Annotated in this window: 17 protein-coding genes and 1 riboswitch; of the genes, 10 read left to right on the top strand and 7 right to left on the bottom strand. The window is 73.5% G+C overall.

What is annotated here, in order from left to right:
- The first annotated feature begins 88 nt into the window (after positions 1-88).
- Positions 89-946, top strand: coding sequence for a LysR substrate-binding domain-containing protein (locus ACEN9V_RS04085; protein ID WP_123653040.1), 858 nt, complete (start codon positions 89-91; stop codon positions 944-946).
- A 132-nt stretch (positions 947-1078) separates the two neighbouring features.
- Here the strand turns inward: ACEN9V_RS04085 and ACEN9V_RS04080 are convergent, their stop codons facing one another.
- On the bottom strand, positions 1079-2152 hold the full coding sequence (locus ACEN9V_RS04080) for a hypothetical protein (protein ID WP_413602233.1): 1074 nt from the start codon (positions 2150-2152) through the stop codon (positions 1079-1081).
- Between the two features lie 155 nt (positions 2153-2307).
- On the opposite strand from ACEN9V_RS04080, the gene ACEN9V_RS04075 reads away from it, so the two are divergent.
- On the top strand, positions 2308-3276 hold the full coding sequence (locus ACEN9V_RS04075; protein ID WP_413602232.1) for an aldo/keto reductase: 969 nt from the start codon (positions 2308-2310) through the stop codon (positions 3274-3276).
- Between the two features lie 28 nt (positions 3277-3304).
- On the opposite strand, the gene ACEN9V_RS04070 is transcribed toward ACEN9V_RS04075, so the two are convergent.
- On the bottom strand, positions 3305-3952 hold the full coding sequence (locus tag ACEN9V_RS04070; protein WP_413602231.1) for an NADPH-dependent F420 reductase: 648 nt from the start codon (positions 3950-3952) through the stop codon (positions 3305-3307).
- A 51-nt stretch (positions 3953-4003) separates the two neighbouring features.
- On the opposite strand from ACEN9V_RS04070, the gene ACEN9V_RS04065 reads away from it, so the two are divergent.
- The 4 genes from ACEN9V_RS04065 (at position 4004) to ACEN9V_RS04050 (ending at position 5923) form a co-directional block, all read left to right on the top strand.
- Entirely contained in the window at positions 4004-4300 is a 297-nt protein-coding gene (locus tag ACEN9V_RS04065) for a GNAT family N-acetyltransferase (protein WP_281264140.1), read from the top strand.
- Positions 4301-4320: 20 nt separating this feature from the next.
- Positions 4321-4782: a VOC family protein gene (locus ACEN9V_RS04060; protein ID WP_413602230.1), complete on the top strand. Its 462-nt coding sequence runs from the start codon at positions 4321-4323 to the stop codon at positions 4780-4782.
- A gap of 119 nt (positions 4783-4901) precedes the next feature.
- A complete protein-coding gene (locus ACEN9V_RS04055) occupies positions 4902-5402 on the top strand; it encodes a MarR family winged helix-turn-helix transcriptional regulator (protein WP_413602229.1) in 501 nt (166 codons plus the stop codon).
- A complete protein-coding gene (locus ACEN9V_RS04050) occupies positions 5399-5923 on the top strand; it encodes a metallophosphoesterase family protein (RefSeq protein ID WP_413602228.1) in 525 nt (174 codons plus the stop codon). The genes ACEN9V_RS04055 and ACEN9V_RS04050 overlap by 4 nt, the downstream gene beginning before the upstream one ends.
- Here the strand turns inward: ACEN9V_RS04050 and thiD are convergent.
- From thiD to thiM, 3 genes are all read right to left on the bottom strand, one after another.
- Positions 5830-7347 carry a bifunctional hydroxymethylpyrimidine kinase/phosphomethylpyrimidine kinase gene (gene thiD, locus ACEN9V_RS04045; RefSeq protein WP_413602227.1) on the bottom strand — a complete coding sequence of 506 codons (1518 nt, stop codon included), beginning with the start codon at positions 7345-7347 and terminating at the stop codon, positions 5830-5832. The genes ACEN9V_RS04050 and thiD overlap by 94 nt on opposite strands.
- Entirely contained in the window at positions 7344-7997 is a 654-nt protein-coding gene (thiE, locus tag ACEN9V_RS04040; protein WP_413602226.1) for a thiamine phosphate synthase, read from the bottom strand. Before thiE ends, thiD begins: the two co-directional genes overlap by 4 nt.
- Entirely contained in the window at positions 7994-8845 is an 852-nt protein-coding gene (gene thiM, locus ACEN9V_RS04035; RefSeq protein WP_413602225.1) for a hydroxyethylthiazole kinase, read from the bottom strand. The genes thiE and thiM overlap by 4 nt, the downstream gene beginning before the upstream one ends.
- A riboswitch (TPP riboswitch) is annotated at positions 8835-8930 on the bottom strand. (Overlaps the previous gene by 11 nt.)
- Before the next feature lie 58 nt (positions 8931-8988).
- Here thiM and ACEN9V_RS04030 point away from each other — a divergent pair.
- Complete coding sequence (locus ACEN9V_RS04030) at positions 8989-9882, top strand: NUDIX domain-containing protein (protein WP_413602224.1); 894 nt, start codon at positions 8989-8991, stop codon at positions 9880-9882.
- Positions 9883-9960: 78 nt separating this feature from the next.
- On the opposite strand, the gene ACEN9V_RS04025 is transcribed toward ACEN9V_RS04030, so the two are convergent.
- Both ACEN9V_RS04025 and ACEN9V_RS04020 read right to left on the bottom strand, forming a co-directional pair.
- Positions 9961-11202 carry an MFS transporter gene (locus ACEN9V_RS04025; RefSeq protein ID WP_413602223.1) on the bottom strand — a complete coding sequence of 414 codons (1242 nt, stop codon included), beginning with the start codon at positions 11200-11202 and terminating at the stop codon, positions 9961-9963.
- Positions 11199-11840, bottom strand: coding sequence for a GntR family transcriptional regulator (locus tag ACEN9V_RS04020; protein WP_413602222.1), 642 nt, complete (start codon positions 11838-11840; stop codon positions 11199-11201). Before ACEN9V_RS04020 ends, ACEN9V_RS04025 begins: the two co-directional genes overlap by 4 nt.
- Before the next feature lie 204 nt (positions 11841-12044).
- On the opposite strand from ACEN9V_RS04020, the gene ACEN9V_RS04015 reads away from it, so the two are divergent.
- The 3 genes from ACEN9V_RS04015 to ACEN9V_RS04005 all read left to right on the top strand — a co-directional run bounded on the left by ACEN9V_RS04015 (position 12045) and on the right by ACEN9V_RS04005 (position 14880).
- Positions 12045-12791: a phosphotransferase gene (locus tag ACEN9V_RS04015; RefSeq protein WP_413602221.1), complete on the top strand. Its 747-nt coding sequence runs from the start codon at positions 12045-12047 to the stop codon at positions 12789-12791.
- On the top strand, positions 12788-13870 hold the full coding sequence (locus tag ACEN9V_RS04010) for a winged helix DNA-binding domain-containing protein (protein WP_413602220.1): 1083 nt from the start codon (positions 12788-12790) through the stop codon (positions 13868-13870). Before ACEN9V_RS04015 ends, ACEN9V_RS04010 begins: the two co-directional genes overlap by 4 nt.
- A 68-nt stretch (positions 13871-13938) precedes the next feature.
- Complete coding sequence (locus tag ACEN9V_RS04005) at positions 13939-14880, top strand: DnaJ domain-containing protein (RefSeq protein WP_413602219.1); 942 nt, start codon at positions 13939-13941, stop codon at positions 14878-14880.
- Positions 14881-14891 lie beyond the last annotated feature (11 nt).

Here is a 14891-nt window from a genome sequence, read left to right as displayed (position 1 = left end):
TCGGTACCCCATCGAAACTACTTGCGACGAACCCATTCGATCCCCGTATGGTTGCTATCACTCCATTGCGATGTCGAATGAGGTGCCCGTGCTCGATCCCGTCCTGCTGCAGACCTTCCTCGCCGTCGCCGAGACGCAGAGCTTCACCCAGGCGGGGGCGCGACTCGGCATCAGCCAGCCGACGGTGTCCCAGCACGTGCGCCGGCTCGAGACGGCGGTGTCGCGGACCCTCGTCGCCCGGGACACCCGCGGCGTCAGCCTCACGGACAACGGGGACGCGATGGCCGGGTTCGCGCGGACGATCCTCGCGGCCCACGCGACCGCTGATGCCTACTTCTCCGGGTCGGCCACACGCGGGCGGCTCCGGTTCGGCGCGGCGGACGACCTCGCGATCACGCAGCTGCCGCGGATCCTCCGGGACTTCCGGCGACTGCACCCCCAGGTGAACCTCGAGCTCACGGTGAACCAGTCGTCACCGCTCCTGCGCCGGGTGCACGCCGGGCAGCTCGACCTGGTGTTCATCAAGCAGACCGCGGGGGAGTCTGCCGAGGGCACCAGGGTCGCGACGGACCAGATGGTGTGGATGGCGCAGGACGGCATCGCGGTGGAGCGGGACGAGCCGGTGCCGCTCATCGCGTACCAGGCGCCGAGCATCAGTCGGCAGATGGCGATCGACGCGCTCGAGGCCGCCGGTCGCACGTGGCGAATCACCTGCAACACGCGTGACGTGAACGGCGTGCTCGCCGCCGTGCGCGCAGGGATCGGCGTCGCGGTGTTCCCGCACTCGCTCATCCCCGCCGACCTCGTGAAGGTGTCGCAGCGGTTGGGGCTGCCCGACCTGCCGGCGGTCGACTACGTCCTCATCGCGAACCCGACCGTGCAGCGCGAGCCGATCGACGCCCTGACGAACGCGATCCTGTCCAGGGGCGTCGTCCGCGCGGTCTGACCCGGTTCGTGCCCGCCTGGTCGCCCGGTCGGGGGCATCGAGTGCGCGGAAGTGGTGGGCGCGAAGGGCGGGAGGTCCCCGTTTCGGCGCACTCGATGCTCCGACAGGGGCGCGGGAGCCGGAGCGGACGCGCTACGGGACGAGGGTGGGGGTCAGGCCCGAGCCGGTGAGGTCCGGCAAGGTCACGCCGGCCATCGGGAGGACGGCGGTCGCGACGGCCCAGAGCAGCGCGAGCGTCCCGACACCGCCGAGGACGGCCCCGAGGAGCGCGACCGGCCGCTGCCACGTCGCCGCCGGGTTCCGCAGGGTGGCGATCGAGAGCACGACGCCGAGCGCGCCGATCGCGACACCCGCCGCGTGCACGGACGCGGGGGCGAGGAACCACCACGCCGCGAGTCCGAGCGACGCGATCCCGGCGACGGCGCCGAGGACCGCACCCGGCGTCGCGCCGAGCGGGCGGCGTGCGGTCCGCTTCGTGGTCGCCTCCGCTCCGGACGGGAGGCTCGGCTCGGCCTGGGTGTCGACGGTCACCTCCGCCTCATCACGGGTCGCGGCGCGGGTCGCCTCGGGAGCTCCCGTGACGACCGGGGCCGGGGCGGCCGCTGGACCGGCGGCCGGGGCCAGGACGGCGGCAGCCAGGTCGGCGGGGGCCGGTGCCTCGGCGATCGGGAGCGCCCGGGTGACCTGCTGGTGGGCGAAGCGTGCGGGGGTCCGGTACCCGACCGGACCGACGGGAGGCGGCTCGGTCCCCGCGACGACGACGTGCTCGAGCCCGGGCACCGAGAACCGCGGCTGCCCTGCCTGCGGGACGACGGGGCTGGCGGGCGCGGTCGGACGAGGTGCGGGCGCACCGACGAGCACGGGCGCGTCGACCGGGGAGACGGGCGCAGTTGGGACAGGCGCAGTGGAGACGGACGCAGTGGAGACGGGCGCAGGTGACTCGGCGACGAGCTGGTCGAACGGCACGGTGTGCACGGTCGGCGACGTCGGGGCCGGCGGGAGGTGCTCCTCCACGGGTGGGTAGTCGGGCGCGACGGCGTCCGGATCGAGCACCGCGGCGGCGTCGGGAGCGCTGGACGGAGCCGGTGTCGAGGCGGCGACGATCTGCGGCGGGGTGGACTCGACCGTCTCGGGGACGGGTGCCGAGGCGGCGGACGCGGGTCGGGCCTCCTGATCGGCCGCGCCGTCGACGAACGGGGTCGTCACCCAGGCAGGGACGGGACGGCGGGGTCGTTCGGAATCGGGTAAGCGATGCGACGCCACTGTTCGGCTCCCTCCGTAGGCTGATCCATCGTCAGTTCTAACGGCAACCGGTGCCGGTGTCGCAGCCCCAGTTCCGGGGACGCCGGTACGGTCGGTGCATGGCAGCGATCGAACACCGTCCACTCGGCCCCTCCGGGCTCGTCGTCTCCACCGTCGGCCTCGGCTGCAACAACTTCGGCAGGCCGGACACGGTCACCGAGACGCAGGACGGCACCGACGCCGTCGTGCACGCCGCACTCGACGCCGGCGTGACGCTCTTCGACACCGCCGACATCTACGGCGGGACCCCCGGGCAGTCGGAGTCGATGCTCGGCAAGGCGATCGCCGGACGTCGCGACGAGGTGGTCCTCGCGACGAAGTTCGGCATGGACATGCGTGGCGCGAACGGACCGGACTGGGGCGTCCGCGGGTCCCGGCGCTACGTGCGGCTCGCCGTCGAGTCGTCGTTGCAGCGCCTCGGCACGGACTGGATCGACCTGTACCAGATGCACCGGCCGGACTCGGTGACGCCGATCGAGGAGACGCTGTCCGTCCTCGACGACCTGGTCCGCGAGGGCAAGATCCGCTACGTCGGGCACTCGAACTTCGCCGGGTGGCAGATCGCCGAGGCCGAGCTGACCGCGTCGATCGCCGGCACCACGGCGTTCGTGTCCGCGCAGAACGAGTACAGCCCGCTCGCGCGCGCCGCCGAGGCCGAGGTCCTGCCTGCGGTCCGCGCGTACGCGCTCGGGTTCCTGCCGTTCTTCCCGCTGTACAACGGGCTGCTCAGCGGCAAGTACACCCGCTCCGGCGGCCCCACCGACGGTCGGTTGTCGAAGCGCAAGCCGGAACTCCTCGAGAGCGCGCCGTGGGACGTGCTCGAGGAGTACCAGGGCTTCTGCGACGAGCGCGGCGTCACGATGCTGCAGGCGACGTTCGCGTGGCTCCTGGCGCAGCCGGGGCTGACGAGCGTGATCGCGGGGGCGACGAAGCCCGAGCAGATCACGCAGAACGTGGACGCCGGCACCGCGTGGACGCCGAGCGAGGACGACATCGCCGAGATGACGGTGATCTTCGACGCGGCATGATCGCGGCCGTGGGCACCGTCGCGGGGGCTCACATGTCGCGGTAGCGCTTCGCGTCGGCCACGGCCTGCTCGAGCTCGACGGCCGCGTACGGCTTGACGTAGCCGGGGGTGTCGCGCTGGATGCGCCATCCCTCGGCGAGCGGGCCGATGTCCACCGGGTCGAAGCCGAACTCGTCGAGCAGGTCCGACACGACGCGCTTGGCGTCGGCGTCGTCGCCGGCGACGACGAGGGCACGGCGACCGGCGGTACCCGTGGGGGTCCCGGCTGTGGTCAGGTCGCCGGCCATGATGTGGTTGAAGGCCTTGACGACGCGGGCACCCGGCAGGTGGTCCTGCAGCAGTTCGGCCGTGGTCGTCGTCTCGTCGTCGAGCGCCGCGATGTGTCCGTCGCGCTGCGGGTAGTAGTTGTTCGTGTCGATCACGACCTTGCCGACGAGGGGCTCCACGGGGATCGTCTCGATCGCCGCGAGGGGGGTCGTCACCACGACGAGGTCCCCTGCTGCCGCTGCTTCGTCCCGCGTGACCGCCCGTGCCCGGTCGCCGAGTTCGGACACGAGGTCCGCCAGTGTCTCCGGTCCGCGCGAGTTCGCGATCGCCACGTCGTACCCGTGCTGCACCGCCAGTCGTGCCAGCTGTCCGCCGATGTTGCCTGCTCCGATGATCCCGATGGTCGTCATGCCTCCAGACAACGCCGTGCCCCTCGGTGCATTCCGAGGCATGATGGCGGCATGGCACACGAGTTCCGCGACGAGGCAGACCGCTCGAGGTACGCGATGTACGTCGACGGCGCGCTGGTGAGCGTGCTCGACTACCGCGAGAACGACGACGCCGTCGCGTTCCCGCACACGTACACGGTCCCGGCGCACCGCGGGCACGGCTACGCCGCCGAGCTCGTCGAGTACGCCGTGGCCGACGTCGAGTCCAGGAACGACAAGCGCATCGTCCCGATGTGCTGGTTCGTCGGCAAGTGGTTCGACGACCACCCGGACAAGGCACCGCTCCTCAGTCGCAGCGTCGCGGACTGAGCCCGACGACAGGACCCACCGTGCGACAGATCGTCCCCTTCATCTGGTACGACGGGCAGGCCGAGCAGGCCGCCACGTTCTACACCTCGGTCATCCCGGACTCGTCCGTCGACCACGTCGAGAAGCTCCCGGACGGGACGACCCTGGTGGTGGAGTTCCGCCTGAACGGGCAGCCCTACCGCGCGATGAACGCCGGCCCGGGGCACCCGCACACCGACGCGATCTCGTTCCAGGTCGACGTGGAGGACCAGGCAGAACTCGACCGCATCTGGGACGCGTTCGTCGACGCCGGCGGCACCCCGGTGGCGTGCGGCTGGATCACGGACGCGTGGGGCGTGTCCTGGCAGGTGACCCCGGCGGACATGGGCGAGATCATGAGTGCCGGCGGCGACCAGGAGGGCGCGGCGCGGGCGTACCAGGCGATGCGGCAGATGGTGAAGCTCGACATCGAGGCCCTGCACGCGGCGGCACGCGGCGACTAGCCCGGCTGCGGGTTCGCGCAGACCGTCGGCGGATCGCGCACTGCTCGGCGGTTCACCGGGGTCCGGGGTTGTACCCCACCGGTATGGTGACGGGCACGGAACGACAGGTTGGAGTCAGGATGGACCACCCGAGGTCCGACGTGCGGGACGCCGACATCGGACGCGCCTACACCGAGCTCTCCCGGATCACCCGGCGGGCGAGCATCAGGGCCCGCGGGGACGACGCCGTGCTGAGCATCGTCGACCAGTCGCTCGTCGACTTCGTCGTGCTCCACCCCGGCTGCATGGCCATCGACATCGCCCGGTACCTCCGCTTGAACCGGTCGACGATCTCCCGGCAGCTCGCCGGGCTGCTCGCCGCCGGGCTGATCCGGACGACCGACGGCGGCACGGGGAACGCGAAGCCGCTCGAGGCGACCGACGAGGGACGCGCGGCACTCGCCCGATCCGTGAAGCTGCACCGCGACGCCCTCGACGAACGGATCGCGAGCTGGTCGGACGACGACATCGCCCTGCTCGCCGGGCTGCTCGAGCGGCTGGGCGCCTCGGACGAGGCCGGTCTGCCGATGCCGGCCCGGGCGACGGACACGGACGTGGACCCGGACCTGCCGAAGGCATGACGACCTCGATCGTCCTCTTGTCGGACACGCACCTGCCGAAGCGGGCGAAGGACCTCCCCGCCGGGTTGTGGGACGACATCGACGCCGCGGACCTCGTCGTGCACGCGGGGGACTGGGTGGACCTGGCGACGCTCGACGCCGTCGAGGCGAGGGCCGCGCGGTTCGTCGGGGTCCGCGGGAACAACGACGGCCCCGAGTTCGACGACCGGCTGCCGCTCGTCGCGCACGTCGACGTCGAGGGGCTCCGGTTCGCCGTCGTCCACGAGACCGGCGCCGCGACCGGCCGCGAGCGTCGTGCGGCAGCGGCGTACCCGGACGTCGACGTGCTCGTGTTCGGGCACTCGCACATCCCGTGGGACACCGTGGCGCCAGGGGGCCTCCGGCTGCTGAACCCCGGCTCGCCGACCGACCGTCGGCGCCAGCCGGATCACACCTGGATGCGCTGCACCGCCGCGGACGGGTCGCTCGACGTCGAGCTCGTCCGGCTGGCGCCGAAGTCCCACGGCATGCCGAGCTCGTAGGGCATCAGGAAGAACGCCAGCTCCCACCGGGTCGACTCGCGGAACGCCCGGGCCATGTCGCCGCGCACCGCCGGCGTGGCCGCGCGCGCGAGTTCCTCGACGAGGTCCGTCGCACGGGCGCTCGACGCCGCGAAGTCCGGGTCGCCGTAGGCCGCGATCCAGTCGGCGAACGGGTGTCCGACCGGTGCGGTGCCGAGCTGCGCCCCGACCCACGCGTACACGCGGAAGCAGGGCAGGACGGCGGCGGCGAGCACGGCCACGTCGGGGTGCGTCGCGGCCGCCGCCAGGTGCGCGAGGTAGCCGGCGCACGTCGGGTGCACCGGGTCGTCGGCGTGGGTGCCGGCGAGTCGGCGGTGGTGCAGGGTCGCCGCTTCCTCGCCGCAGCCGGCAGCGGCGGCCGCCCAGAACGCGGCATCGCTCCCGGTCGCGCGGTGCCCGATCGCCGCGAGGTGCTGTTCGTACGCGCGGAGGTAGTGCACGTCCTGCGCGAGGTAGCCCGCGAACACGTCCGGCTCCAGCGTGCCGTCGGCCATCCGCCGGATGAACGGGGCCGCGATCGTCGCGTCGAGCAGCTCGCGGACGTCGTCCCACCAGGCGTCGGTGAACCGGGGGGACGGCAGGGCGGCGCGGACGAGCGCCCCGTGGTCGATCGGCCCGTTGCCACTGCCGACCTCGAGTGCGTCCGCGCCGGCGAGCGCTGCCGTCAGCCAGTCCTTCGCCGTGCCGACGGCGACCTCCCAGTCGCCGTGCCTGGCCACGAGCGTCGCGATCGCACTCGACAGGGAGCACCCGGTGCCGTGCGTGTTGGTCGTGTCCACCCGCCCCGCGGAGAACACCCGGACGGTGCCGTCCGGTGTGACGAGGACGTCGTCCGACCGGTCGCCGCCGGCGTGCCCGCCCTTCGCCAGCACGAGCACGTCCCACGCGGCGGCCACGCCCCGTGCCGCTCCGATCGGGTCCGCGTCGTCGACACCAGCCAGCCCGGCGAGCACCGCGAGCTCGGACCGGTTCGGCGTCACGAGGTCGGCCTGGGCGAACAACCCCGTCATCGCCCGCTCGGCGTCCGCGTCGAGCAGCCGGTCGCCGCTCGTCGCGACCATCACCGGGTCGACGACCACGGACGGCGGGCGGTTCGTGCGGAGCCAGTCGGTGACCTCGCCCACGACCGCGGTCGTGCCGAGCATGCCGACCTTCACCGCGTCCACGACGACGTCGTCCGACACGGCGTCGAGCTGGTCGCGCAGGACACGGACGTCCGGCACGTGCACGGACCGGACGCCGCGGGTGTTCTGCGCGACGACGGCCGTCACGACCGCCATGCCGTAGCCGTCGTGTGCGGCGATCGCCTTGAGGTCGGCCTGCAGTCCGGCACCGCCGGTCGGGTCGGTGCCGGCGATGCTCAGCACCCGGGGCGGCCGGCTCACCGCGAGCCGCCCCACGCAGCCACGTACGCGGCGGCCGCCGCGCCGGGGTCCGGTGCCGCGCAGATCCCGGAGACGACGGCGACCCCCGCTGCACCGGCAGCGCGCAGGGGCGCCACGTCGTCGAGGTCGACGCCGCCGATCGCCACGCACGGCACGTCCGTCGCGGCGGCGAGGCGTGCGAACCCGTCGTGCCCGAGTGCCGGCGGGTGGTCGGCCTTCGTCGCGGTCGGGTGCACGACACCGACGCCGAGCAGGTCCACCGTCCCGCGGGGGAGCCGGGCGACGACGTCGAGGTGCGCCGGGGTGTTCGCGGTCAGCCCGACGTGGGCGTCCGGACCGAGGAGCGCGCGCGCAGCCGTCACCGGGACGTCCGACTGCCCGAGGTGCACCCCGGCGACCCGGTGCCCGGCGTGCCGAGCGGCCAGGGCGACGTCGAGCCGGTCGTCGACGACCACGGCCGCACGGTCGCCCACCGCGTCGGCGACGGCGGCCGTCAGTGCGAGGAGGTCCCTCGCGCTCGCGTGCTTGTCCCGCACCTGCACGATCCCGACCCCGGCGTGCACGGCAGCCCGGACCACGCCGAGCACCCCGTGTCCGTGCCGGTCGCAGAGCGTGCCGTCGGTGACCAGGTAGACACCGAGCCCGGTCATGCGGCGACCTCCTCGGTGATGCGTGCCGTGGCGACGACGTCGGCGGGCGTCAGCGACGCCAGCCGGTCGAGGAACAGCGGCTGGAACGTCCCCGGACCGCCGGCGTCCCGCGCGGCGAGCTCCGCGGCGATGGTGTGCACCGCGGTGCCGGCGACGGTCGCGGCGAGCGGGTCGTCCGGGGCGACGGACGTGAACGCCGCGATCACCGCGCCGAGTGCGCACCCGCCGCCGGTGATCCGGGTGAGGAGCTCGGTCCCGTTCGCGATCCGGACCACCGTGCCGGAGCCGCCTGGGGCACTGGAGCCGGACACCAGGTCGACGGGACCCGACACGGCCACGGCGCCCACGAGCCTCCCGGCAGCGTCGACGGCGGACGCACGCGCGTCGTCGGTGCCGGCCGTGCTGTCGACCCCGCGCCCACCGGCGGAGTCGCCGAGCAGTGCAAGGACCTCGGAAGCGTTGCCGCGGAGCACCGTCGGCCCGATGCCCAGCAACTCGCGGGCCAGGGCGGTGCGCACCGGGAGCGACCCGACCGCCACCGGGTCCAGGACCCACGGGGTGCCGTGCTCGGCCGCTGCGCGGGCGGCCTCGACGGACGCGACCAGGGGCGCGGCGTGCGGGGTGCCGGTGTTGACGAGCAGCGCGTCGGCGACCCGGGCGAACGGACCGGCCTCGGTGGGGACGTCGACCATCGCGGCCGAGGCGCCGAGTGCGAGCAGCACGTTCGCGGTGACGTTCTGCACCACCGAGTTCGTGATGCACTGCACGAGCGGCGCCCTGGACCTGACGGCCTCGAGCAGTTCGGCGGAACGGTCGGCCCAGGCAGGAGCGGGCGCAGGAGTGTTCATCGGACGATCCCTTCGCGAGTACGAACTCGAGCAGGTTCGACGGGTGTGATCTCAGCCGCCGGATGCGGCACCCCGTGTCTTCGGACGAAACGGTACACGACCTCCGCGGTCACATGACGGGTGCCGTGTGACAGGCTTGGGGCGTGCCAGACGCGCTGCCCCCAGGTCCGCCGCCAGGTCCCCGCGACCCCGGCGACGCCTGGGCGTACGGACCCGACGGCACCAAGGCGTGGGGTGTGTTCGGTGCAGCCGGCCTGCTCGTCGACGACGGCCGCGGACGCGTCCTGCTCCAGCACCGCGTCGAGTGGAGCCACCACGGCGGCACGTGGGGGATCCCCGGCGGTGCCCGGCACGAGCACGAGGACGCCGTCACCGGAGCGCTCCGGGAATCCGCCGAGGAAGCCGGCGTGCCGCTCGACGGGGTCGACCTGCGCCACACGTCGGTGCTCGACCTCGGGTTCTGGACGTACACGACCGTGGTGGGGCGGGCCTCCCGGCCGTTCGAGCCGGTCATCGCGGACCGGGAGAGCCTCGCGCTGTCCTGGGTCCCCGTCGACGAGGTCGACGACCTGCCGCTGCACCCGGGCTTCGGCGCGTCGTGGCCGGCGCTCCGTTCCGCGATCGAGGTCACCCCGCACGTGGTGGTCGATGCCGCGAACGTCGTCGGCAGCGTGCCGGACGGCTGGTGGAAGGACCGAGCGGGTGCCGCGTCCCGCCTGGTCGACGGGCTGACGGCGCTCGCCGCGGTGGGTGTCCCGGCGCCGCTGCTCGACCTCGGGTTCACGCGGTGGTGGCCGCGGTGGACCGTCGTGCTCGAGGGGGACGCCCGCGGGGCGACGTCGGAGCCGGGGCCCGGGGTGTCCGTGGTGCTCGCGGATGGGTCAGGGGACGACGCGATCGTGGCCGCTGCCTCGGCTGCGGTCGCCGCCGGTGAAGCCCCCGTGGTCGTCGTGACGGCCGACCGGGAGCTGCGCGCCCGCGTCGAGGCGATCGGCGCGACGACCCGCGGCCCTTCGTGGCTCCGCGACCAGCTGTAGCGCCCGTCGACGCGCCGGCGGCACAGCACGGCCCGGCGGCACGGCCCGGCGGCACGGCCCGGCGGCGCGGACGCCCGGCTACGCCGGGATGTTGCGGCGTGACGAGATCAGCACCGCGATCCACGACACGACGCCGAGCACCACGATCACCCAGAGCACGAGCGGCAGCGCCACGACGTTCGCCACCGCCGCGATGACGGCCGGCGCGAGGAACCCGGCGTACGCGGCCGCGTAGAACACGCCGGTCAACCCGGCGAGGTCCCGAGCGCCCGCGATCCGCTGCACCTCGAGCAACGACGACACGAGCGCGATGCCGATCCCGACGCCGATCACCACGTTCGCCGCGATGCCGATCCACACCGACTGCAGCTCGATCGCGACGGTGACGACCGCGATCCCGAGGGTCATCAGGAACACCGCGGTCGCGATGCCCCGCGCCGACGCGATCGAGTGCACGTGCTTCGCGAGCGGCTGGATCGCGCTCGACACCCCGAGGGCGACGACGGTCGCCGCGGTCGCGAAGACGAGCCCCCACGTGCCGGTCGCCCCCTCGAGCCGGGTCGGGAGGTACCCGTAGCCGATCGCGGCGGACCCGAAGATCCACGGCGCGCCGACGAGCACCACGCGGGTGAACCGACGGTGCCCGGCGCTCGGGACGCGGAGTTGCCGCCACCAGGGGCCGGCGAGCCCACCGGAGCGCTGGGTCTCCGGCGTCCGCCAGACGATGACGGCGAACGGCAGCGCGACGGCGATGTGGACGAGGAAGGGCAGGACCTCGGGGATCGGGCCCCACTGCGCGATGAGCCCGGCGACGAGTGCACCGGAGGCGGATCCGAGGGTGAACGCGAGCGATGCGCGACGGGCCCCGGAGCCGGCGTCAGCCGTCGGGTCGAACCGGCCCTGCGAGAGTTCCTTCACCCAGCTGTTGCCGACGGCCATCGCGATGCCGACCGTGACACCCGCGAACAGGCGCCCCGCCATCAGGAAGCCGGGGCCGAACGGGCCGAGCGCGAGCAGGCCGCTGCCGACGACGGCGGAGGCGATGCCCGCGAGCATGAGCGGGCGTCGGCCGTGCCGGTCGGACAGGGACCCGGCGACGAGGAGCGCCGGCGCGAGCCCGAGCACGTACACGCCGAGGAACACGTTCACGAGCACGGACGAGTAGTGCGCGCGCTGTTCGTACATCAGCAGCAGCGGGCTGAACTGGTTGCCGCCCCACGAGCACACGAACACGGCACCCCAGACGGCGACCCACGGCATCACCCGGGCGCGGGGGACCGCCAGCGAGCCGGTCGTGGGGATCGACCCGGTGGCGCTCACAGTGCGCCCCGGTGCGACGCGACGTGGGCGCCGAGCACCTCCGCGTAGCGGGCGGCGTCGCCGTCCTCGAGGGCGCGGGCGAGCGCACGGTGGTCGTCGAGCGACGCCTGCAACTGGGACGGCTGCACCCGCATCAGCTGGTGCCGGAGCCGCTGCTGCCGATCCTGCAGCGTCCGGGCGAACAGGACGGCGATCGCGTTCCGCGACGCGCCGATCACGGCCCCGTGGAACTCCGCGTCCACCTCGATGAACCGGTCGACGTCGCCGTCGCGGACGGCCGCCTCCTGCTCGGCGAGCATGGCCTGGAGGCTCGGGGCCAGGTCCGCCACGCGGCCGTCGGTGACGACGCGGTTCGCGGCCGTCGACTCGATCGCCTCACGCATCTCGAGCACGTCCGCCGCCTCGTTCGGGGACATCGGGCGGACGACGGCGCCCTTGCGGGACTCCAACGCGATGAGCTCCTCGGCGGCGAGCCGGAGGAACGCCTCGTGCACCGGCGTCCGGGAGATCCCGAGGTCCTGGCAGATGGCGTTCTCGCTGATGGCGGTCCCGCCGGCGAGGTCCCCGCGGATGATCGCCCGCTTGACGTGGTGGTAGGCGCGGTCGGATGCCGCCTGGGTCGTCGCCGTGCTGTTCACGATCTCCGATCCTACGCCTTGCATGCAAGGCTGCATGCACGCGGGCACCTGGCCGAGGAACGCACTTGCGCATGCATGCGGATGGATCGCGACATCGCAGCACCGGGGCGGATACGCTTGCCTCCACGCCGGTGCCCGTCAACGGAGGCGATCGCGCCGGCCATGGCACGTCAACGACGACGACCACGACAGGAGCGGGCACTCATGGAGCGCATCACCAAGGCCGACGACCGGGTCCACCGTCCCGCGGGGCCGTGGACGCCCACCGTCCACCGGCTCCTCGCGCACCTCCACGAGCAGGGCTTCGTGGCCGCGCCGGAGCCGATCGAACTCGACAACACGCTCGAGACGGTCTCGTTCGTCCCGGGGGTCGCTGGCGAGTACCCGTGGACCGAGGACGTCGCGAGCGAAGCCGCACTCGTCACGAGTGCCCGGATGCTCCGGCACTACCACGACGCCGCGGCGACCTTCCCGCTCGACGAGGACGCCGACGTGTGGTCGCAGACCCCGTCCACCCCGGTCGAGACCGTCGTGCACGGTGACTTCGCGCCGTACAACTGCGTCTACGACGGGATCGCCGCGGTCGGCATCATCGACTTCGACACGGCCCACCCCGGCCCGCGGGTCTGGGACGTCGCGAGCGCGGTCTACCGGTTCGCGCCGTTCACCACCGGAGCCGTCGAGGGCGCGACCGCCCCGACGCTCGACGCGCGACTCTCGCGGGCATCGGAGTTCTGCCGCGCCTACGGGCTCGACCAGGCGTCCCGGTCGGTCCTCGCACCGACGATGCTCGCCTCGATCACCGCACTCCTCACCATGCTCGAGACCGAGGCGGCAGCCGGGAACCCGAAGTTCGTCAGCGACCTCGAGCACGGCCACGCCGACCTGTACCGCGCCGACGCGGCGTACATCGAGCAGCACGCCGACGACATCACCAGAGCAGTGGTGTGACCCGGTCGCCGACCCCTGCGGCCCTCCGCTCGATGCGTCTCGCCGCGCAGCGCATCGGTGTGCGGGGCGCGACGGCGCTCGACGTCGTCACCCACATGACGGCGCTGCAAGGGCAGGACCTCGGCCAGTCGCTGTGGGCGATCGGCGTCAGGGCCCTCGGCCTGACCCGGGCTGACGTGCACGCGGCCTTCGACCGGGGGGAGTTCGTCCGGTCGTGGCCGATGCGCGGGACCCTGCACGTGCTGCGTGCCGACGACCTCCGGATGCTCCTCTCCCTGACCGCGACCAGGACCATCCGCCAGACCGCCAGACGCGCGGCGGAGCTCGGACTCGACGAGGCCACCGTCGACCGTGCCCGGGCGCTCACCATCGCGGCACTCGAGGGCGGCCGGTCCCTGGACCGCGACGGCGTGCTCGCCCGCTACCGGGACGCCGGGATCGACCCCGCCGGCGGGCGCGGCTACCACCTGCTGTTCCGGCTGGCGCAGGAGGGGCTCGTGGCGTGGGGCCCGATGAGCCGTGTCGGGCAGGACCTCGTGCTCCTCGACGAGTGGGCACCGGCGGCGTCGCCCGTCCCGGACCCGGACGACGCCCTGCGCCGGACACTCCTCGGCTTCCTCCGTGGCAGGGGACCGGCGACCGAGGTCGACGCCGCGAGCTGGACGAAGCTGCCCCTCGGGGACGTCCGACGTGGTGTCGCGGCAGCGGGCGAGGCGATCGAGGACCTCGGCGGCGGCCTCCTCGCGCTCGCGGACCGGCCGGAGCCGGGCGGCATCCCGACCGGGCAGCTCCTGCCCGGGTTCGACGAGTACCTGCTCGGGTACGCGGACCGGACCGGGCACCTCGACGCCGTGCACGCCGACCGTGTCGTGCCGGGCGGCAACGGCATCTTCCTGCCGATGGTCGTGCACCGCGGGCAGGTCGTCGGCACCTGGAAGCGCACCGAACGCACGCGGGACGTCCGCGTCACCGTGACATCGTTCACGCCGCTCACCCCGGCAGTGCGCCGCGCCGTCGAGACGGCAGCGACGGCGTACGCCCGGTTCGTCGGCCTCCCACTCACCCTCGACGTGGGCTGATCGTTCCAGCGACTGCCCAGCATCCGTGCGGCTGCTCCCGACGCTCCCTCGGGTAATGTTCCAAGGCCATGACCGACAGCCCGGCCGACGCCACCCCCTACGAAGTCCTCGGCGTCGCCGCGACCGCCGACGACGAGGAACTCCGCCGCGCCTACCGCCGAGCGGCCCGCGAGACCCACCCGGACCTCGGCGGTGACGCCATCCGCTTCCGCCGGGTGCAGGTCGCATGGGAGCGCATCGGCACCCCCGCGGCGCGACGCGCCTACGACACGGGGTCGCGCCCGACGTCCGCCCCGTCGGCTCCGTCCGGCAGCTCGTCGTGGAGGCCCGGTTCCGGTCGCGACGAGTACGCACCACCCACGGCGCGTCGCGACTCCCGCCCGCGTGCCCGCTCCCACGGACACCCCGGCGGTCGATCCCGTGAGGTCTTCCTCGCTGCCGAGCGCGAGTGGGTCGGACTCGGCGACCCCATCGAGGACCCGTACGCCCCGTCACTCATCCGATCAGCCCCCCGGTTCATCCGCCGGCTGCTCGGTGAGGCGCTCGCCGAGGAGGCGACCGCCTCGATCGTCGCCGACATGGGCATCGGTGTGACGGTCTGGCACGACCTCGATGCGGGTGCGGAGGGCAAGCTCGACCACGTCGTGCTCATGCCGAGCGGGTTGTGGGCGCTCGAGTCCATCGACTGGGGCGGGCCGGTGCGGATCGACCACGGCGAGATCGTCGGCGAGACGCTCGAGCCGGGGGAGCGCCCCGTGAAGGAGCTCGTCCGCGCGGCCCGTGCCGTCCAGAAGCAGACCCGCGTGCGGTTCACCGGCCGGCTGCTCGTCGTCCCGGACTCCGCGGTCGACCACGACGTGCAGCTCGTCGGCTCCCCGAAGAAGCCGACCGCCTACGTGGTCCGGCGCAGTGCGCTCGGGCAGGTGCTCAACGGCGTGTGGTCCCCGGAGGGCGCGGTCGACGTGTTCGAGATCCGGGACCGCCTGCAGCAGACCGTCCGGTTCGTCTGACGCGCTGGACC

It is taken from the genome of Curtobacterium sp. Curtsp57 (genome assembly GCF_047324335.1).
Classification (GTDB): domain Bacteria; phylum Actinomycetota; class Actinomycetes; order Actinomycetales; family Microbacteriaceae; genus Curtobacterium.
Note: the sequence above shows the minus strand (reverse complement) of the source record. Positions and strands in the feature narration are given on the sequence as shown.